This is a genomic window from Pirellulimonas nuda (genome assembly GCF_007750855.1).
Lineage (GTDB): Bacteria > Planctomycetota > Planctomycetia > Pirellulales > Lacipirellulaceae > Pirellulimonas > Pirellulimonas nuda.
On sequence record NZ_CP036291.1, the window covers coordinates 3,619,610 to 3,638,868 of the forward strand.

Sequence of the window (19,259 nt, forward strand, 5' to 3'; positions counted from 1 at the left end):
CACTTATGAACGACCGAGCTGGCTACGCTGAGGCAGACCCCGACCGTCGGACGGCTGCGGCCAGGTGCTCAAGCCTCGCCTCCCTACCAGGGCTGGGAAAGACTTAGGGAACGTGCATCGGAAAGCACCCTCCGCGCGCGACTGACTGCCCACCAGCGAATGACAACCGAACGCGGCCCCCCTCTATCGATTGGCCGGAAAAGAAGCCCCCAACTTCGGCCTTGTCCGTAAGCCGGTCTGGCATCGGTCTGGCGCCGGAGGTTGGGGGCTTTGTAGTGGCCACTAGGTTCGACGGCGACACACGGCCGGCAAGCCGCGTCTTGCCAGGCATAGCGCAGCCTGTAACTACGTGCGTATTTGGCACGTTGTGTGTCCCCGAAAAACTCAGCAAAATAAGTTTCCGCAGAAATCCTTGTCCGCTTGGTCGCTACAGCGACACGACTCCGCTAGTGCTAATGCTGCCTCCAGAGTTGGCTTGGAAAGGCGAGCTCACCGTCCATCCGCTGACGGTCACCGAGACTTCGGCTCGACCTGGCGCCCCAATGTCTGCATCAAAGGTTACGAGGTGACGGGTTGGGCAACGCCGCTGCCCCCGCGAAGCGGAGCAGCTGCTTGAAGCGTAGTAGCAAGCGACGGCGGGGCAGCGTGCCGCAAACTGGGCGGGGGTGACGTACCCTGGGTAACTGTGCATCGGGACAATGCCGGGGTTGAGCCCCGCATACCAGGGGCCATTCGTGTTGAAGTAGATCCTGCCGCCTCAAGTACTGAGCTCGGTTTCGCATACACCTGCCGGGTTGCGACGGTCGCCGCTGTCCCATCCGCCGCGTGCGAGGAAGCTCGCATCGCTATCGAGCACAAACGCGGCCACGTACGCCACGTACCCGATCTCTCCAACTGAGTCTCGATTGTCGAAGCGTACGTTGTCGCTGTAGCCTACGCCATCCGCTTCGGGCGTGCCCTGCATCATGTTGCTGCTGAGGTCAACGATCGAGCTCGCGGCCATGTCGTACAGGCTGAAGGTTTCCTCAAAGTCGGGCAGTGACTGCCAGTCATCCTTGGCGATGATGGTGGACAGATACCCCGCGGCCGCCTGAAGCGAGCTGCGTCGGGCCAGGCCCACTGCATCGGTCGGCTTGAAGAAGTTGTTGTTGTGCTCGTCCAGGGTGAAGTTGAGAACGATCTCGCTGCCGTGGGCGGAGGCTACGAGGAGCAGACCCCGCAGCGTTATCAGCGGCGGAAACCAATGCCACATGCCTGCGGCGCTCAGCATGGCCGTACTGGGACAGGCGAAACAGGGCTGCGGCGTTCTCCGGAAGACACTGCTGCAAGGCGACGCCGCAGCGTTAGCCAGGACCCAACCGCCACGCAGAACATGAGCCAAGCCGCGGGTTCGGGCACCGGCTGACTGTTCGATGCGATTTGAATCGGCGTTAGTCCTGTGATCTGTGCGACAAGAAATGTCGTTCCTGCGGATGAAACGTGGGTATAGCCAATGAGCGCCTCGTCCCAATCGCTCAGGTTTAGCACCGTTGGGAGGGTTGGCTTGTTAAACAGTTCAAGCGCGCTCAGCGAGACAATCACCGCAGAGTCCGTGACGTTGGACCCCAACCCCAATGGAAAGACAGGCTGCGAGGCAAACAAATAGTCTAGTTCGACCGATCCGCCTAGCTCATGGAGCGGCTCGTCGTTGCCTACCAGCACATCGGATTTGAGAGGTAGTGCGGAGAATGTCGGATCATTGCCGCTCGTTGCGTTTACCGTCATGGCTACCGTATGGAAAGGTTGGGCATGAGTGTAAGCGGAAACATTCTCGCCGATCGCCGTACCAGCAGTGGATAGATCGTAACGCAGCTCACCCGTCACATTGTCATTCAACTGCACCGCAGAAAGCACGCCGTCGGGATCGATGATCTCGACTACCTTGGCCTGAATCACCCAGGCCTTCACTTCTGGCTCCGGGGCTGGCGGAGGGTCCACGGGAGGGCGCCCCGCCGTGGTGTCGCCGTAGTGGTCGCGCCAGTCGGCGTACCCTTCCGGCGTGTGCGTCGTCCCCAGACCATCACGCCACACAGTGTAGTCAGCAGCGTCTACGGCGCCGTTTTGGTTGAAGTCGCCCGTCAAATCTCCGTAGAACCTAGCAAGAAACACGTCGTCGCGTCCACTATTGGGCGCGGCCAGATCGCCGCGCGTGTCACCAGCCACGTAGACTAGTCCCGCTGCGTCTACGGTTACCGCATTAACCTTGTCGAGGTCGGCTGTACCAAACTGCCGCGACCAGAGCCGGTGGCCGCTGGTGTCGAACTTTAGCAGAAACGCGTCATTCTGGCTTGCAGGATTGCCTCCGATTGCTCCCGCATTGGCGCCCTCCAACCCTCCGTGCGTGCTTCCTGCGACGTATACCCCGCCCGCAGTATCGACAGAAAGCCCGTAGGGGGTGTCAAGAAGTACGGATCCAAATTGCCGCTCCCACAGCGGCGTCCCTTCCGGATCGAGTTTCACTAGGAACCCATCGGCTCCGCCAACCGCCTCTTCAGCCAACAGCCCAGAGGTCGTGCCAGTTACGTACACATTGCCAAGTACGTCGGTCGCGACCGCGCGGCCAATGTCAGACGCGAGCGTTCCAAACTGGTGCGACCACAATAGGGCCCCGTCCACGCTGTACTTGGCAACAAACGCGTCGGAACCGCCCGCGTTGGCGCCACCTAAATCGCCACGTGTCGAGCCGGCAATGTAAAGCGAACCCAACAGGTCGGTCGCTACCGCATACCCCAGGTCGTTCGCTTCGGTCCCGAGCCATCGTGTCCACTGCTCGCCCCCCTGGGGATCGTGCTTTACCAGAAAGGCGTCATTATCGTCGCCCGTCCTGGATTCATTTCTCCCGTAGCCGGTGGTATACACGTTTCCAACGACATCCGTTGCCACTCCGAAAGCGTCCTGATCAAAGCGTCGCGTCCAAAGCAGGACACCGTTTGAGCTGTACTTGTTTAGTAGGCCGCCTTGGCCGACGGAGATTCTGCCCGCTTGGTAGACGTTTCCAGCCGCGTCGGTGGCGACAGCTTTGGTGTCTTCGTGGCCGCCGAAGTCGGCAGTGCGACTCCATTGGAGATCGCCGGCAGAATTGTACTTGAGCAGGAGTGTGTCTCTATTGAACCCAGTCTCGGGATCCTGCGGAGGCGAAGTCGAACCAGTGACGTACACGTTGCCGAAGGCGTCCGCGGACACGCCACTCCCGACATCGTCTTGAGGCGACCCCCACTGCTGGATCCACTCAAGGGTTTGGCCCATCGCCGACGGACACACAAGCGGAAGCAGGCAGCACAGACCCAGCGCGCGGATGGATTTCATGCGAGAATCGCGGTAGAGCTTGGGACAGCAGGGGGAGGATTTGCTACTCGGGACGCGTCAATGTGAGGCAACAGCTTGAACTCCTCTATGGATGACCCCTACGATCGGCTGCGAAATCTAACCGCGCAAGTCGTTTTTTTCGCCGATTCCTCGTCTATTTCTTCGGGGCCAGGGTAGCCAGAGCGAATACGCACGCAAATTCCTCGAGAATTCGGCTATGATCCGGGCTGAACTGGCGAGGTACCGGGTAGGGGGAGAAGATGCGTGCATCGAATTGGCCTCAGCCGCCCAGCGACTGGCTACGCCGCGTCGGACAGGGAGATCAGACCGCGGCCAGCCAGGTATTAGACTTCTATCGCGGGCAGCTCAGAAAGGTTGTCGCTGCTCGGCTTGACCCGCGGCTGGCTGCGCGATTCGATCCAATCGACGTAGGCACAGCGTGGTGGCCGAAGCGTGTCCCGAGCTTTCTGGTGGGTGCGGCAGAAAAAGGCTGTGTTCGCATGCCTGCACCGTCTGGCCCTCGACCACTTGGTGTTGCTGCGGCGCTATCATATCGAGACCCAGAAGCGCTCGGTGAAACGTGAGGCGGCGGTGTTTGCCAACTTGTCGGACGATTCTCAGATGTCGCTCTTTGATCGGCTCGCCGTCTCCGCGCTCGACCGGCTGACCCACCACTGCTCGATCCTCGAATTCACCGGCGAGCACGACAAACTGCAGACGCCCGCCGCCGGAGCGGAAGGAAGTACCCTAGCTTCGACCGCGGCGTACGTTGGTCGACAACCCGTGAGGCGAACGTGCGGAGGCCTGCTGTCATGTCCGCATGAACCTCGCACGACATTTCTTGGTCGCAGTTCACGCGAATTCCTGCGAACTTTCGCGTGTCGTCCCGGCGGACCTTCGCGGCGACGGTTCCGCTCCGATGACGTGCATCGGATGAGAATTCACGGCAAGTAGCGCTGCCGGTCATCGCCTCCGAAAAATCACCAGATCGCCCACAGACACAAGAATTCTGGTTAGAATCGGCAGCGTTCCGCTCGGTTCGTAGTTAGGAGGAGTGCTATGACGACCACCGCTTGGCCCGACCCTTCCAGCGACTGCCTGCAACAAGCCCGAAACGGCGACCGAGACGCGGCCAGCCGCATTCTGGAGATGTACCGCGGACAGCTCAAACGAGTTGTCGCTGCTCGGCTCGATTCTCGGCTGGCGGCGCGATTGGATCCCTCGGACGTCGTTCACGACGTGATGATGACCGCCTGCCATTCCCTGCCCAGCTGGATCGGCAAGCAAAAGGCCGTCTACGCATGTTTGCATCGTCTGACGCGGGACCGGATTTCGGCCCTGTACCGCGAGCACGTGACATTGCAAAAGCGGTCGGTCAATCGCGAAGCGGTAGCATTCGACGAATTCGCCGACGACTCAGTGATGCTCCTTTGTCAGCGTCTGGGAGCGAACGTGGAAACCCCCAGTCAAGCGGCTGTCAAGCGCGAAAGTCAAACCCTCGTTCGCGAGGCGTTGTCGCAGCTACGCGTAAGCGATCGGGAAGTGCTCGTGATGAGAACTCTGGAAGGCACCCCGGCGAATGAAGTCGCGCAGATCCTGGGCGTCTCGGAAGCCGCAGTCCACATGCGTCAAATGCGCGCCCTTGATAAGATGCGTGTGCTTCTCGGTAAGTTGCAGTACCGGCAGGTCGGTGCCCGTCATGGATCGTAGCGCAAAAAGCGAGTCAGAACGTTCCGTCGACAAGAAACTGGCCGAGATTCTCGGGTTGCTCAACGACGAACTGCTGCAAGATCCGCAGCTCAGCGATGATGAAGCATTATCTCGCTTCCCCGAGTACGCGGAACGGTTGCGACGCTATCTCCCGATGCTTCGCTCCATAGCGGCGCTTCCGGTTTCCGAACCAAGCCTCGTCGTCGCCCCTCCGAACTCTGTTTCGTCTCCCGATTCCCAAGTGCGCTTGCTGGGAGACTTTCGCATCCTGTACGAGTTGGGCCGAGGCGGGATGGGGACCGTCTTCGCTGCAGAACAGCTGTCGGTAGGCCGCAGAGTGGCGCTCAAAATCCTCCCTTTTGCGTCCTTGGCCCACGACAAGGCTCTGCAGAGGTTTCACAACGAGGTTCGCGCTGCAGCCGCTCTGGATCACCCGCATATCGTGTCGGTCTTTTCTGCCGGGGAAGAACGCGGTATTCACTATTACTCGATGCAGCTTATCAATGGACAAACGCTCGCTCACCTGATCTTTCAGCTGAGCAGCCAGCAAGTTTGTCGAAAGGCGCCCGACAATGAATTGTCCGCGTTAGACCGGTCGATCATCTTGGGCGGCCCCCAAGGCGTTCCTCTAGAAGGTGGCGAATTGATCGGCGATTCGAGACGCCTCGCGAACGATTCCACGAAAACAGAAGAGCAGGCCAAGCTAAGTACGGTCATCGACCCGTTGAGCAATGCTGCCCGGTATCGACAGGGCGCGCGATTCGGGATCCAGGCCGCTGAGGCCCTGCAGCACGCCCATGACGAGGGCATACTTCATCGCGATGTTAAGCCGAGCAACCTCCTGCTCGATGCTAAAAATAGGATTTATGTCACAGACTTTGGTCTCGCACGAATCGAGGCGGATGCCGGTGTGACAACAACCGGCGATATCTTAGGTACGCTTCGCTACATGGCCCCCGAACAGGCATTGGCGCGTAAGGTTGTCGTTGACCAACGGGCCGACGTCTACTCGCTGGGCGCAACGCTGTACGAGTTACTCGCTCTGCAACCAGTCTTTGGTGACAGCAAGCGTGCGGATCTGTTGCATAAGATTGCGTTTGAAGAGCCGCGGCCGCTGCGCACCATCAACGGCGATATCCCCAGAGACCTGGAGACAATTGTCCAAAAAACTTTGGAGAAGAGCGCCAACGATCGGTATCAGACAGCCCAGGAACTCGCCGACGATCTCCGCCGATTTGTCAATCGGGAACCAATTCGAGCAACGCCGCCAACCCCGATCCACCGCCTCGCGAAGTGGTCGCGGCGACATCTTGCAATTATTTGGGCAACCTGTGCCGCTTCGTTACTGATCGCGGCAGGCTCGCTGATAGCTGCAGCTCAGATCTCTCAGTACTCCAAGGTGGCCAAGACGCAGAACACTTTGGCTCAGCAGGCCGCGTTCACCGCCAGAGGCGAGGCCCGCATCGCTCAGTTGGCTCTCGCCGCTGAAGCCTCTGCTCGCCAGGATGCGGAATCAAATCTCTATCGGTCGCATATTCGGGAAGCTCAGGACGCCTTGCGGGTTGGGAACGTCAGCCGTGCCGAGACCTTGCTGCTGAAACACCTGCCTGCGCCGAACGGCGTCGATCATCGAGGTTGGGAGTGGCGCTACTTGCTAGGCAAGTTGAACGGCGGTTCCGAAGCTGTGGACGAGCATCCTGAGAGCGTTAACAGCGTTTGCTTTAGCCCGGACGGCGCCTTGTTTGCAGCGCTTAGCGCCTCGCGTGTCCGGCTGTGGCGGTCGAATCCGCGAACGCTCATTCGAGAGATTCACATCCCGTACGGCATGTTGACAGGCGCGGCATTCAGCCCGAGCGGTGAGTGTCTCGCCATCGCTTCCCGTGACGGACTTCTTCGGTTGTGGGCTGTCGACGCGAGTGGTCTGCTAAACGTCGTTCGCCCTACGCAGCTTGACCGCGCCTATCATGAAAACATTCCCTCCTGGAGTCCCAATGGCGAAAGAATTGCCACGACAGTCTATGACGGAGTTGTTATCTGGGACGCCATCGAGGCGGCGGAGGAGAAACGTATCAACAGGGCGACCGGCTGGGGCATAAGAACCGCCCGCTCAAGGGTCGACGCTGTCGCGTGGCGACCGGATGGACAACAGCTGGCGGTGGGAATCCATGGCGAATCATATCTCCTGATCGTCGACTTGGAGACCGAGCGGGTACGCGTGAAGTCTGAGCCCCACGGCTTCGATTTGTGGAGTCTCGATTGGATGAAGGACGGCAAACGCATCTTGACCGGTTCGTTCGATCATCACGCCAAGATCATCGATGCGGAGACGGGCTACACGATTCAGGATTTCCTGAACCCGTCTCACGTGATTCAAGCAAGGCTCTCGCCGGATGAGCGTCGCGTGGCATGCGCAACCACGGGACAAGTCATCGCAATTTGGAACGCCGAGGATGGTACGCTCGATTCCCTACTCGCGGGACATCGCGATCGTGTTGTCGCGGTGGACTGGAGCCCCGATGGCCGTCAACTGTTGTCAGGAGGAGAAGACGGCGTCCTGCGGGCGTGGTCAGTTGGGCGTCGGGACGCGGCTCGCGATCTCACTGTAAAGGACGTCGCGTCTGATTTTGACAGAGGCTTGGCATGCCGTCAGAAGTTGTCAGGCGGACTGGAGGTTTACAGTCTGTCAACCGGCGAGATTTGTTACTCACTTCAGGGGGAAGGCGCATCTTGGAGTCCGAACGGCGAGACCCTGGCCGTTCAGGCTGGAGGTACAATCAGGGTGCTCGATGCCGCGACAGGTGCGGAGCGCAATTCTTATGACGACGCCGTGGGGGATCTCTCCGCCTTAAGCTGGAGCGGCGACGGGACTGCCCTACTATCTCGCGACGAAAGCGACTTGCACATCTGGAACGCGGAATCCGGGATCGAAGCTACAACAATTAGCGCACCTGGTTTGGTAACTTTCAGTTGGTCGCCGCGCGATCGACTCCTGGCGCTGCTCGTTGACCGGGAAGTGCAGATTTGGGATACACAGCAAGGAATCCTTCTCGCTCGGTTCAGCGACGAACAACTCCATGACGGTTTCCAGAATGTCGATTGGTCGCCGGACGGTAGACGCATCGCAACCTCGGGCTGGGCCGGACGGATTCGCGTGTGGGAGGCACGCAGTGGTAGGCTATTGCGGGAATTGGAAGGGCATATTCCGAATCAGTTCATTCGGACTGTCGCCTGGAGCGTCGATGGCAAACTGATCGCCAGTGGGGGGTGGGATCAGTGCGTCAAGGTCTGGGATTCAATCAATGGTCGAGAGATCTATTCCTTGCATGGCCATGGAACGGCGATTAGGAGCGTGGCGTTCTCGCCTGATGTCCAACGACTCTGCAGTTCAGATTTCTCAGATTCGGTAAAGCTTTGGGACTTAACGAACGGCGAAGCGATTTGTGAGTTGAATAAGGGAACCATCGAAGGTGGGAGACGGCTGCGATGGTCTCAAGACGGACTTACCGTTTGGGTGGACAAAGACGGCATGCGGCCAATGGCTTTGGATGCATCGAACGGCTATCAGCTTGACGACTCTGGCGAATCCAAGCACTTGATCGCCGCAAATGCTTCGGGCGTTGCGACGCGTCTCGCACTGTCTCGAAGATACGAGGAGTCCGACAACGCATTGCGGCGAGCCAAAAAGCATATTGGCGCCATCCCGGTACTGCGCTATAAACGAGCACTCGTCCTGCTCGAACAGTCGGAATACGAACGAGCCGAGAAGGACTTGGAAATCGCATGCAGCGACGAAGACTGTCCTGAGGCGCGTGCGCAACTTGCATGGCTGTTGGCGAATCGCGATGACAACGTGCCGCGCTCGCCGGAGCGAGCGGAGAAAGTCGCTCAGCAACTTGCAACGGAATGGCCGCAGGTTGGCGAATTCTGGACGCTGCTTGGGCTCGCCCAATACCGAAATGCGAAGTTTGCAGAGTCGATCAATACGCTCGATCATGCGATCGAACTGGGGTGGCACGGCTCATCAGTCTCAAACCTCATCAAGGCGATGGCGAGCATGAAACTCGGTCAGGAACGCGAAGCTGTTAATGCGTTGGACGAAGCCTTGGAGACATGGGATATGCAGTTGTTTTACAATGCGTCGACGCTCCCCTCTACGGCTTTTGCGAATAAAATTCGCCTCGAGGCCCAGGAACTCATCGAGCGGAGTTTGGAATAATTCTTTACGCATTGCGAACCGCTCAAGAATAGCTCCCATTATTTCGGTCCATCCGGGTATCTTGTGGGTAGAAGGATTCCGACCTCCGCTCCTGCTCCAACAAAGGGGGCGCCCCTCCGTCGCCGCTCTCGCATCGGCCGCAGTAGGGGTGACGGCCGATGCGAGAGCGACGACGAAGGGGCTAGCAACCGCTCTGATGCGAAAAACCCTGTGCGCAAAGTCCCGCGAGCCCCTTCCTCCTTCACCGTCGCATCGGCCTCGCCCCGCTCCCCAGGGCCGATGCGACGGGGAAGGAGGGAGGGGCGGCCCCTTTCTTCGAGCCCGAGCTGAGGCTTTCTACCCACAAGAAACCCGGATGGACCAAAAGAGGTGAGCTGCACCGCCGCGGGTCGCGCAATCCTAGAATCTGCCGAGGTTGGTCCATCCGCCGTTGGTTCGAGAAACCGCGAAGAGCCATCGGCGGGCGTCACCTCCGCGACTTGACAACTTCCTCACCTACTGGCAGTCGAGTACCCATCGCATACCGAACCTCAAAGATGTCCTACGCCTGACTGAGCGCGCGGCCCGACTCTCGGGTTGATGGTCATGATACTTTCGACTCGCGGCGGATCAGGAGTCAGGATCGACGCCTTATTCGACTAACGCCGGCGGCTAGAACGCGGTTCGGTATTGACGAACCACTTGCCACCAGCGGCCTCACCCAATGCCTTCAGTTTGGCGATACCTGCTGGGGTGACGCCAGTGTTATGGACGTGCAGCGACACGCGGCGTCCTTTTTCGTCCGCCGGTGATGATGGGGCCACGAGGGGCGCCAGTTGCAGCAGGCCCGCGTCCGTGATCGAGGTATCATTTAAGTAAAGGATTCTCAAATCCAGCTGTGCAAGGTCGAGAAGCAAATCATCCGTCACGTCCGATCCGCTAAGATCGAGGATGTGCAGCTGTGGAGCACCACGCAGATCCCCCAGGCCTTCATTGGGTAGCAAATGTCTGCTCAGGTCCAGATGATTGACCGTTCGCAGCGAGGCAATCTCGCGAACAACGTTCGCGGTAATTGGCGACACTGCACCGCCCGCCGAACTGCGGAGCTCGTAGATCCGACCATCTCGCGTCAGCAAAGCCTCCAGTCCGTAGGGCGACCATCGCGCTTCGGCGGCAGAGCGGGCACGTTCAAACACCAACGACTTGCGGCGCGCACTGGTCCACGCTCCGCAGGCTATCGACGCGGCCAGCACCAGCAGCAGCATCCGGCTCAGCTTCCAACGCAGCGTTGGGACCTTTGGTGGACGCGTACCCGTTTTTCGGTCTGCTCCCTGTAAATAGGCACTGATGCTTGCAACCGCAAACGCCACTCCCGCAACCATCAGGACAATAACGAGTGAGATCAACCTGGACCAAGCTTGACCGATTGCGCCCTGATTCGTCTCATTGGGGGTGAGCCATAGATCAGTCAGCCCTAGCTCGACGGCATCGTCGCCAACGCTCCAAAGGACGCTCACCCCCACGACGACAAGCAGTGCGGCCGCAACGCTGGCGCCGAGCACGATGGGGCGAACCCGGCCGCGCGGTTGTGACGGGTTTCTCACGAATCCACCCAGAAACGCACCCAACGCCGAAGCTGCACCGCACAATGAAAGCGCAACGCTGAAGGCGATCAGGTCGTCTGCGAGGATGGGAAGCATAAACCGTGGGCTCGTTTTCTGAGTTTCTCGTTAGTATATGTTACCGCCCCGCGCTATTGCGCCCTTCGGGTTGAGCCTCTAGTCTTGGCGTGAGGGACGCCCCAGAGCCCAATCCAAAGTGCTCGAACTGCGAGCGGTTGGAACGGATTGTATCCGAGCAGGCCCGGCGTATCGACCGACTGGAGAAACGTGTCGAGGAGGGGCGCTTCGGGCGGGCAAGCGCCAGGCGGCGCCAATCCGCAAGGAGGAGCCCGCCCAGCAGGAATGGCGGGCAAAGCCCTAAATGCATCTTCGGCCCCAGGCAACCGATAAACGTCAAAGAAAGTCCCAAGAGGGCATGCAAGACGGGGTGCATGATGCGCGTTTCGGGTTTATTTGTTTGCACTTGGCCTTCTGAATAGGGCAACGCCTCGGCGTCGAAGGTACAACCCTGGGGGGATACAAAGGGCAGCAGCAACGATCCATAGTTTGGCAAGAAACGCGGGCATCTGGTCACTTGCTGGTCCACCAAATACGGCCACAAGCACTAACCAGAACGAAATTGCGACTGCCGCCACGCCGTACAAAGCAAGGTAAATTCCATAACAGCGCAATTCGCCTATTCGTTTCTGCCATCCACAATACAGGACAATTGCTGCCCCTTGGCACACCACCACGATTTGACTAAGCAAGATCAGCAAGAACGTGATGGCGGACCAATCAGAGGAGAGGAGACAAGTGACCGGCATTATTGCCAATACTGCCAAAGAGACAGACAGGGTCCCACTAGGAAACAGGCCAAGGAATCGCGAGCGGTTCACTATAATTGAGTATCGGTCGAGGGCCATTTGACACCACGTCCCAGTAGATATTGCTCGAGCACCGTAGGTCCAATGGTTTGACCCAGCTACTCGCTTTGCCAGCTTCGCCGCTTCAAGTTTATACAACTCGTAGTAGACGATTGGAAGTAAATGCTCTGCAGCCGAAGGATCTCCATGCTCAGTATGCGACCAGATTCGAGTACCGCCCGCGATTCGGGTAATTATAGCAGAAGTCGGACACGATCTTCCGCGCAACCTGCTAGGAAATCAGTAGCTGAGTCGAGGCTTCGAGATTGTTTGCCGCCACGAGGGCAGGTCAGTTCTAAGCAAAAGCTATGCAAGAACGCCAACAAGGCGATGGCTGTATGCTGCTTGATCATCATTTCGCGACGCGGCGGGATGATTGGCGAGACGCCCACGTGCTGCGGGCGAAGTCGGTATCAACAGGCAGATCGCTTCGTGCTGGAGCTGGAAATGACCGTCAGCAATTCGGAACATTCGTTAGTGCAGGCGGTTGCATCAACCTAGCTGAGTTCGGGCTCCGGCTAACTTGCTGAGGTGGACATCACCTCCCTCAGATCCGGCTCCAGCCAAGTGGCCGGAGGCGGACCGACCGCCGCGGGGGTCGTCCGGCAAGAATCCGCAGCGGTGGCGATGACCTCTGCGAGAACGGGCATACTGCATCGTGGCGGGGGATGGCCTCGCCAATCGAATGCGACGCCACGGTCGCGTTTGGTTGAGTGTTATTCCAGCAACCCGCGTTTCTTCAACGCCGATTTCAGCCGGTTGAGCGTCGGGTGCTTCTTGGCAAGATGAGCGGAGTGCTGTCGCGCGAGCTGTTCGCCGCTGTCGCCCGCCAGCGCTTCCCGCAGCTCGTCGAGCACCTCGGCCGCCGCTTCGTAGTTGGCCAACCCGCGAGCGGCGACGAGTTCCTCAGCTTGGCGGAGCCATTTTTTCGGTTCGTCAACCATCTGCCTCATCCGTACCTCCCGCTCCTGAGCCAGCTTGGCCGCTTTACGCTTCTCAGCGGCAACGAGTCGCTTCTGTTCTCGTTCGTACTCAGCCTGGCGGAGCTGGGCGGCTCGATCGAGCAATGTCTGGTAGTTTCGGCTTGTGACGACGGTCGGCCAGGCCGAAGGGGTCGTTGCACCCAGGATGCGAGCAATCGTTGCCGATTTGATCGCGGCGGAGTCCTCCGAGAGCAATTCGCGAAGCAGTGCCTTTACCTCTTCCTCGCTCTGGGACTCAACCCACCGCTGGATGCGATGCTCTGCGGAAGCCTCGTCGGGGGCTTCTGCAGAACCCTCCGCCGCAGCGTCCAACAAAGACGCTTCGAGGCCAAAGAATTCCAGGAAGGGCTGAGCCTCGCCGGCAAGCTCGGCGAGCCCGCAAGGCACGGGAGGCTCTTTGGCATCGACGGGATCAGGTTGTCCGTCGGTCGCCGCAGCGAGCCAGAACAGGTAGAGCACCCTGAGGTCGCCGGCCATCAGCCGAGTGCGGAGCTCGACCATCGCCCGCATGCAGGGTTCGAACTCCCACAACTCTTCGAGTTCGCCCGCTTCATGGTACGGGCTCAGGGTCAGAACGCCCCCGCTGCCACGCCGGTCCGGCGCCCACGAGACTCCCTCGCCGCCGATGTAGTTCGACCAGACGTCCTCCGCAAACGGCATTCCCACCGGCAGCCGGAAAGCGACCGTTCGAACCCCAAAGTTGGCGTAGTGGAGGTGTACGTCGTAGCCCCTCCGGAGCATTCCGTTCACGTCACCATGAAAGTCTCCAAAATGGTACTCATTCTGAAATGACCAGCGCGAGATCTCAGCCCGAGTTGATTGTTCTCGGGCGTAGGCCAACTCGCGGTCGGTGAGCGGCCGGTCTACCGCTTGAAACTCGATGAGCTGGTACTCGCTCACGCGTGGACCTCCTGCCGGGATGTCGGCATCCTAGTGTCAGGGCGGGGAGTTCAATCGCTTCTTGCGAAAAGCCTGTCAAACAACGCGCGACCCCTGGCCAACCCTTCAGGCGTCATGACCACGGACTTCGATTTGGAGACAGGGTCGAACAGGAGGCCCTTCTCATGAAGACGGTTGAGGGCGTCCCAATCATGGCCTTTCCAGGCGCGGGCCCCAAACTCGTCTTCCTGGTGAGCTGTCAACGTGAGGAGTGCGAGGACAGCATCATCGATTCTGTCGCTGTCATATGGCATGCGGCGTCCCTCCAATTGGGCAACGAGGGGGAAGTCCGAAGCCAATTCTATCACCCGGCGTCCATTGAAAAAGCTCGCCGATAGCCGAGAGTCCCAGACGCGGAAACCTGCGTCGGCCCGACACTTCGACGCTGACGCTATAAAAGGACGATGACCGTCGGAAGGAAGGCGAGACGCACTTTGTCGGCCGGCCGATCTTCCTAGAAATAGATGGCCACCCCTAGTTGTCCGAAGGGTCCAGCCGCTTCACCCGCCGACGCCGGCCCTGCCTGGGGGCCGCCGCCGCCGACCGATAAACCCCCGGCGTGTCCGCACTGAGGCAGCGGCCGCTGGCCCAGCCCCGCAGCCGGGCGACCGACTCGGCCGCGGTCGAGGCGATGGGCACGACGTGCCTGGCCGCCTCGACCAGCGGCAGGTCGAGCAGCCGCGCCAGCCGGCAGCACGAGCGGACCTCGGCGCCGGTCCAGTCGTCGTCCGCGGGACGGCGCTGGCCGGGGGCGATGCCGAGCGACGAGCGGTGGATCTTCCAGATCGCGTCCTTCTGCTGCCTCCCGGGGAGGTCGAGGAAGAACACCGCGTCGAACCGCTCGGCCCGCGTCAGCTCGGGCGGCAGCCGCGAGACGTCGTTGGCGGTCGCCACCACGAACACGTCCGACTCGTGGTCCGCCAGCCAGCTCAACAGCGAACCGAACAGCCGCGACTGCACCCCGGAGTCGCCGGCCTGGCCCCCGTTTTGGCCGCCGACGCCGGACAGGGCCTTGTCGAGCTCATCGACGAACAGCACGCAGGGCGCCATCGCGTCGATCGACGCCAGTGCCCCGCGCGTCCGCTCCTCGGTCTGGCCCACCAGCGAGCCCATCAGCCGCCCCACATCCAGCACCAAGGTCGGCCGGCCCGTCTCGGCGCCGATCGCCTTGGCGATGGCGCTCTTGCCGGTGCCGGGGATGCCCAACAGCAACACCCCTTGGGGGCGGATGCTGGCGCCTGACTTGCTGTCGCTGGGCCGGGGACGCAGCGCCCGGCGACAAAACCCCTTCAGCGACTCGAGCCCGCCGAGCTGGTCGAACGAGCCGCCGCCCCGGTGGAGCGTCACCAGCCCCCCCTGGGCGAGCGTCTGGGCCTTGAGCGACCACAGCGTCTCGGGGGTGAGCCGCCGCTGGCGCACCAGGCTCAGCGCGAACGCCCCCTCGGCCTCGTACCGCGACAGGCCGCTGGCCGCATCAATGAGCTGCTCGAAGCCGGGCCCCTTGGGGAGTTCTCCGCGCTCGGTGGCGACGCCGCGGGCGATCTCCGCCAGCTGCTTCCTGTCGGGCAGGGCGTGCTCGATCACCACGAACAACCGTTCCAGCTCGGGCGGCAGCTGCACCACCGGGGCGATCACGACCACGAACGTCGAACGCCGGCGTCCTACTTCGACCTGGCGGGTGACGGCCTGCACGACTTCTACCGAGCCGAGGTAGCGGTGGAAGTTGGGCAGCACCAGCAGCGTGGCGCCCGCGTCTCGGGGGGCGTGGTCCAACAGCCGCACGGCAGAGACCGGGTCCGAGGCGGTCGCCGGGACGGCAGAGACCGTGCCCCACGCGCCCAGCTCGACGTCCCAGCCCCACGCCCGCCAGCCCTCGGCGCGGCACAGCGTGGCGATCTCTTCGAGGGCGTCGGGGTGTTCGTGGCTGGTGATCCACAGCCCCGAGAAGCACGCCCGCACGTGCTCCTGGAGGGTTTCGGCGAGCGACATACTGGCTCCTTGGCTAGAACAAGAAATGGAGAGCGGCTGAAGTGGTTAGGACGGGTTCGTGTGGCCTCCAGCAGAAAGGTGGTTTTGGACCGTTAGGGGTTGCTGAAAGAAAGCAGATGTGAGCTGCTCCGACTGCCGGACGCCCAGCGCCGCCTCCAGCAGCCGGCTGGCTTCCTGGCAGGCGGCGCCGGCGTAGCCGCGGGTCTCGATGCGGGCCTCGCCCTGGGGCGAGACGATGATCTCGATCGTCTTCATGCGGCGCCCTCCATCTGGACCACCAGGCGGATCGAGCCATCGGCGATGGGCTCTTCGTGCACCGCGTGCCCGCTCCGCCGGGCGACCAGCGTGGCCCGCTCGACGGCGTAGCCCTGCAGGAACCGGTCGAGCTGCCGCGGGTCGCCCCAGCGACCGCCGTAGTGGTCGTATCGGAGCGTGCCGGTGGGGAGCTCGCACACGACCGGGTAACGCCACGCGGGGAGCGCGACCGCCAGGCCTGTCGCCTCGCTGGTGAACAGCCGGTGCGTCCCTTCGGTGGGTGGTGGGAGCCGCAGCCGCCGGCAGGCGGCCGTGACCGACTCCCGGCAGCGGACCTCGGTCTGGATCGTGACGATGTGACTCATGCGTTCTCCTCGGGGTGGGGGGATACGGAGGGCGAGCCCGGGCCGCCGGGCCGCCGGCGGGTCCGGCAGGCGCTCGACCGGGCCGTCGCTGGGAGGCCGCTGCGCGGCAGCAGCCCGCGGGCGTGGCCGGGGGGCTAATCCTTCGTCAAGTACTTATGGCGCAGTTTGGGCGATTGTTTAGCGCGGCCCGCGACGCTGCGCCGCCCGGCCGCCGCGGTTGCGGGGGCCAAGGCCCCGCCAACACGGGCGCCGGTCCGCGACGCGTCCCCGCCGCGGGCGACAAGGCGACTGCTCGCTCCGCGGCCCAGGCGTAGTTATCATGCCTGGACCACGACGCTCCGGAGCACTCACACGATGGGCAGGCGGCTCAACGATCACGACCGAGAACTCGCGGCGGTCCGGCGGATCCGCCGCATGCTCGCCGAGGGGAGCGAGCGTGCCGAGGTCCTCGCGTACTACTCCCCCCGCGACTCGCGCCGGGTGCGGCGTGGGCTGGAACAGATCGAGGCAGAGCTTGATGCGATTGTTCGGAACCTTGCCGCGGAGAAGCCCTGCTAGGCCGCTGGCGTTCGTCGTGTTGCTGCTGGTCCCCGGAGTCTGCGACGCCCAGCTGCGGGTCGTCGACTGGAACACCGGCGGGGGCGCCCGCGCGGGGGTCGCGACCGTGTTCGAGGCGATCGGCCAAGAGTCGGTCGGGGGGGTCGCCAAGCCGATCGACGTGCTCAGCCTGCAGGAGCAGACGAACGCAGCCGCCACCGCGACGTTCGTCAGTGTGCTCAACGGCCTCTACGGCGCCGGGACGTACGCAGCGGCCCCGATCCCCGCGAGCGCCCAGTCCACCGGCGCCGGCCTGCCGGGGCTGGTCTACAACACGCAAACGGTCGCGCTGATCGCGACCCAGGCGTTCGGCGTCGTCAACACCAGCAACCAGACCCGCTCGACGCTGCGGTACCAGCTGAGGCCCGTCGGCTACGACGCCTCGGCCGACTTCTACCTCTACAGCAACCACTACAAGGCCTCGACCGGCGGTTCCAATGAAGCCCGCCGCCTGATCGAGGCCGCGGCCCTGCGTGCGGACCTCGACGCACTGGGCCAAGGGGCCTCCGCGATCCTCAGCGGGGACTTCAACATCCAGAGCAGCAGCGAGGCGATGTACCAGGAGCTGCTCTCGGCCGGCCCGGGCCAGGCGTTCGATCCTATCGACACGCCGGGCAACTGGAACAACTCCGCGGCCTTCAAGCAGGTCCACACCCAGTCCCCCGCCGCCAGCCAGCAGTACCCGGGGCAGGTCACCGGCGGCGTCGACGACCGGTTCGATTTTCAGCTGGTGACCGGCGAGCTGCTCGACGGCGAGGGGCTCGACTACCTGCCGGGGAGCTACCACACGTTCGGCAACAACGGCACGCACCTGCTCAACGGGAGCATCGCCACCGGCAGCGGCGCCACAGCGGATGTGCTCTCGGCCCTGGAGGGCGCCAGCGACCATCTGCCGGTCGTCGCCGACTACCAGGTCCCCGCGGTGCTGGGCTACGCGCTGGACGCCCCGGCGGCTTCCTACGCCCTGGGGCAGGCCGCCAGCCTGTCGCTCTGGGTGCAGAACCTCGCGGACGTGGTGGCCGCGGTAGGCGCGGACGAGCTCGACTGGGTGGTGTCGCTGTCGGGGAACCTGACCGGCGGCGGCGGCGGCTCACTTATGGCCGACGGGACCTCCGCGATGCTCTCGCTGGCCCTCGACACGAGTTCGGTGGGGATGCAGTCCGGGATCGTGACCCTCAGCAGCACGAGCCCCGGCGTCGCCAACGGTTTGGTGCAGATCCCGCTGATGTGGGAGGTCGCCTCTGCGGTGATTGGGGACTACAACGGCAACGGCGTCGTCGAGCTGGGGGACTACGCGACCTGGAAGTCCGCTTTCGGCTCGACAATGGATCTCGCGGCGGATGGCAACTCCGACGGCGTGGTCGATGCGGCCGATTACACGGTCTGGCGAGACGCGTTGGCCGGTGCGTCAGTTGGGAACGCAGTGGGGGCGAGCGTGCCTGAACCTTCGTGCCTGTTGCTCGGGCTGATCGTGGGGTCGTTGGCTGCTTCTTGGAGAAGGCCGTGCGTCTGCTGCTGAACGCCGTGGTCCTCGTGCTCGCCCTGCTCCCTGCCCCGTGCGGGGCGTGGAACGGCCCGGGCCACAACGTCATCGACCTGATCGCCTGGGAGCAGCTCGACGAGGCCACCCAGGCGTCCGCGGTGGCGCTGCTCAAGGCCCACCCACGCTACGAGCAGCACTTCCTCGGCCGGATGCCGGAGAACGTCTGGAGCGGCAGCCCGGCCGAGCAGGAGCAGTGGTTGTTCGCCCACGCGGGGGCCTGGCCCGACTTGGTGCGGGGCCGCTCGGACGTCGTGACCGACGACGACGTGCGGAGGTACAACCGCCCGACCTGGCACTACATCAACCTGCCGGTGTTCCTCACCCCAGCAGACCGAGACGTGCTGGCGGCGGGGCTGAAGGTCAACCGCTCGACCGACATCCCCGACGACCGCGACGCGTACTCGATAAACGTCGTCCAGGCGATCGGCAACGCGCTGCGGATCGTGCGGGACGAAGAAGCCCCGACGCAGGACCGGGCGGTCCACCTCTGCTGGGTGCTGCACCTCGTGGGCGACGCCCACCAGCCAAGCGGGGCCACTACTGCACGGCGGATGAGGGAAGGCCGTGCGGGGTCTGCGGCGGCTAAGCCGCGTGGCGCCGCGGCGGCAGGAGCGAGCGGCCGTCGCCCAAACGCCCGCGTGGCGAGAGGCCCCGCATCCCCGGGTCCTCCATCCCCGAGTGGGCGGCGGCGGTGATCTGTCAGTTCCCCGAGCGGTACGACGGCGTACGCGACCAGCGATTACGGCGGAACCGCCAGGCCTCTTCCGCGGTCGCCGCCGGCGCCATCCGCAAGGCGGGGCCGAGACGACGG

At 62.5% G+C, this 19,259-nt stretch carries 14 protein-coding genes; 6 read left to right on the forward strand and 8 right to left on the reverse strand.

Annotation, left to right across the window (positions count from 1 at the left end; translation table 11 throughout):
* Nucleotides 1–757: 757 nt before the first annotated feature.
* Nucleotides 758–1,270 (reverse strand): hypothetical protein, encoded by a 513-nt coding sequence (locus tag Pla175_RS14115; protein ID WP_145286082.1) that lies wholly within the window; start codon nucleotides 1,268–1,270, stop codon nucleotides 758–760.
* Nucleotides 1,264–3,345 carry an SBBP repeat-containing protein gene (locus Pla175_RS14120; RefSeq protein WP_145286085.1) on the reverse strand — a complete coding sequence of 694 codons (2,082 nt, stop codon included), beginning with the start codon at nucleotides 3,343–3,345 and terminating at the stop codon, nucleotides 1,264–1,266. The genes Pla175_RS14115 and Pla175_RS14120 overlap by 7 nt, the downstream gene beginning before the upstream one ends.
* Nucleotides 3,346–3,798: 453 nt before the next feature.
* Here Pla175_RS14120 and Pla175_RS14125 point away from each other — a divergent pair, with 453 nt between their 5' ends.
* From Pla175_RS14125 to Pla175_RS14135, 3 genes are all read left to right on the forward strand, one after another.
* Entirely contained in the window at nucleotides 3,799–4,299 is a 501-nt protein-coding gene (locus Pla175_RS14125) for a hypothetical protein (RefSeq protein WP_145286088.1), read from the forward strand.
* Nucleotides 4,300–4,404: 105 nt separating this feature from the next.
* Nucleotides 4,405–5,055 (forward strand): sigma-70 family RNA polymerase sigma factor, encoded by a 651-nt coding sequence (locus tag Pla175_RS14130; RefSeq protein WP_145286091.1) that lies wholly within the window; start codon nucleotides 4,405–4,407, stop codon nucleotides 5,053–5,055.
* The gene (locus tag Pla175_RS14135) at nucleotides 5,045–9,271 is read left to right on the forward strand and encodes a serine/threonine-protein kinase (RefSeq protein ID WP_197526825.1); all 4,227 of its coding nucleotides are present in this window, start codon (nucleotides 5,045–5,047) and stop codon (nucleotides 9,269–9,271) included. The genes Pla175_RS14130 and Pla175_RS14135 overlap by 11 nt, the downstream gene beginning before the upstream one ends.
* Nucleotides 9,272–9,909: 638 nt before the next feature.
* Here the strand turns inward: Pla175_RS14135 and Pla175_RS14140 are convergent.
* The 6 genes from Pla175_RS14140 to Pla175_RS14170 all read right to left on the reverse strand — a co-directional run bounded on the left by Pla175_RS14140 (nucleotide 9,910) and on the right by Pla175_RS14170 (nucleotide 16,308).
* On the reverse strand, nucleotides 9,910–10,950 hold the full coding sequence (locus Pla175_RS14140; RefSeq protein ID WP_145286098.1) for a hypothetical protein: 1,041 nt from the start codon (nucleotides 10,948–10,950) through the stop codon (nucleotides 9,910–9,912).
* A 1,543-nt stretch (nucleotides 10,951–12,493) separates the two neighbouring features.
* Nucleotides 12,494–13,660 (reverse strand): hypothetical protein, encoded by a 1,167-nt coding sequence (locus tag Pla175_RS14150; RefSeq protein WP_145286102.1) that lies wholly within the window; start codon nucleotides 13,658–13,660, stop codon nucleotides 12,494–12,496.
* Nucleotides 13,661–13,710: 50 nt separating this feature from the next.
* The gene (locus Pla175_RS26570; protein ID WP_145283328.1) at nucleotides 13,711–13,953 is read right to left on the reverse strand and encodes a DUF6429 family protein; all 243 of its coding nucleotides are present in this window, start codon (nucleotides 13,951–13,953) and stop codon (nucleotides 13,711–13,713) included.
* A 220-nt stretch (nucleotides 13,954–14,173) separates the two neighbouring features.
* On the reverse strand, nucleotides 14,174–15,688 hold the full coding sequence (locus tag Pla175_RS14160) for an AAA family ATPase (protein ID WP_145286105.1): 1,515 nt from the start codon (nucleotides 15,686–15,688) through the stop codon (nucleotides 14,174–14,176).
* A gap of 45 nt (nucleotides 15,689–15,733) precedes the next feature.
* Nucleotides 15,734–15,943, reverse strand: coding sequence for a DUF2997 domain-containing protein (locus Pla175_RS14165; RefSeq protein WP_145286109.1), 210 nt, complete (start codon nucleotides 15,941–15,943; stop codon nucleotides 15,734–15,736).
* Nucleotides 15,940–16,308: a DUF1257 domain-containing protein gene (locus tag Pla175_RS14170; protein ID WP_145286113.1), complete on the reverse strand. Its 369-nt coding sequence runs from the start codon at nucleotides 16,306–16,308 to the stop codon at nucleotides 15,940–15,942. The genes Pla175_RS14165 and Pla175_RS14170 overlap by 4 nt, the downstream gene beginning before the upstream one ends.
* A 354-nt stretch (nucleotides 16,309–16,662) precedes the next feature.
* Between Pla175_RS14170 and Pla175_RS14175 the strand changes: the two genes are divergently transcribed.
* From Pla175_RS14175 to Pla175_RS14185, 3 genes are read left to right on the forward strand one after another with little or no spacing between them, the layout of a single operon-like run.
* A complete protein-coding gene (locus Pla175_RS14175; RefSeq protein WP_145286117.1) occupies nucleotides 16,663–16,866 on the forward strand; it encodes a hypothetical protein in 204 nt (67 codons plus the stop codon).
* Nucleotides 16,826–18,424, forward strand: a complete 1,599-nt coding sequence (locus Pla175_RS14180) for a dockerin type I domain-containing protein (protein ID WP_197526826.1) — start codon at nucleotides 16,826–16,828, stop codon at nucleotides 18,422–18,424. Before Pla175_RS14175 ends, Pla175_RS14180 begins: the two co-directional genes overlap by 41 nt.
* On the forward strand, nucleotides 18,409–19,143 hold the full coding sequence (locus Pla175_RS14185) for a S1/P1 nuclease (RefSeq protein ID WP_197526827.1): 735 nt from the start codon (nucleotides 18,409–18,411) through the stop codon (nucleotides 19,141–19,143). The genes Pla175_RS14180 and Pla175_RS14185 overlap by 16 nt, the downstream gene beginning before the upstream one ends.
* The last annotated feature ends 116 nt before the right edge of the window (nucleotides 19,144–19,259 follow it).

Bases quoted from the DNA above. Each gene is read 5' to 3' on its own strand.
- Pla175_RS14115 (WP_145286082.1), bottom strand. From the start codon at position 1,270: ATGCTGAGCGCCGCAGGCATGTGGCATTGGTTTCCGCCGCTGATAACG.
- Pla175_RS14120 (WP_145286085.1), bottom strand. From the start codon at position 3,345: ATGAAATCCATCCGCGCGCTGGGTCTGTGCTGCCTGCTTCCGCTTGTG.
- Pla175_RS14130 (WP_145286091.1), top strand. From the start codon at position 4,405: ATGACGACCACCGCTTGGCCCGACCCTTCCAGCGACTGCCTGCAACAA.
- Pla175_RS14135 (WP_197526825.1), top strand. From the start codon at position 5,045: ATGGATCGTAGCGCAAAAAGCGAGTCAGAACGTTCCGTCGACAAGAAA.
- Pla175_RS14140 (WP_145286098.1), bottom strand. From the start codon at position 10,950: ATGCTTCCCATCCTCGCAGACGACCTGATCGCCTTCAGCGTTGCGCTT.
- Pla175_RS26570 (WP_145283328.1), bottom strand. From the start codon at position 13,953: ATGCCATATGACAGCGACAGAATCGATGATGCTGTCCTCGCACTCCTC.
- Pla175_RS14160 (WP_145286105.1), bottom strand. From the start codon at position 15,688: ATGTCGCTCGCCGAAACCCTCCAGGAGCACGTGCGGGCGTGCTTCTCG.
- Pla175_RS14165 (WP_145286109.1), bottom strand. From the start codon at position 15,943: ATGAAGACGATCGAGATCATCGTCTCGCCCCAGGGCGAGGCCCGCATC.
- Pla175_RS14170 (WP_145286113.1), bottom strand. From the start codon at position 16,308: ATGAGTCACATCGTCACGATCCAGACCGAGGTCCGCTGCCGGGAGTCG.
- Pla175_RS14175 (WP_145286117.1), top strand. From the start codon at position 16,663: ATGGGCAGGCGGCTCAACGATCACGACCGAGAACTCGCGGCGGTCCGG.
- Pla175_RS14180 (WP_197526826.1), top strand. From the start codon at position 16,826: ATGCGATTGTTCGGAACCTTGCCGCGGAGAAGCCCTGCTAGGCCGCTG.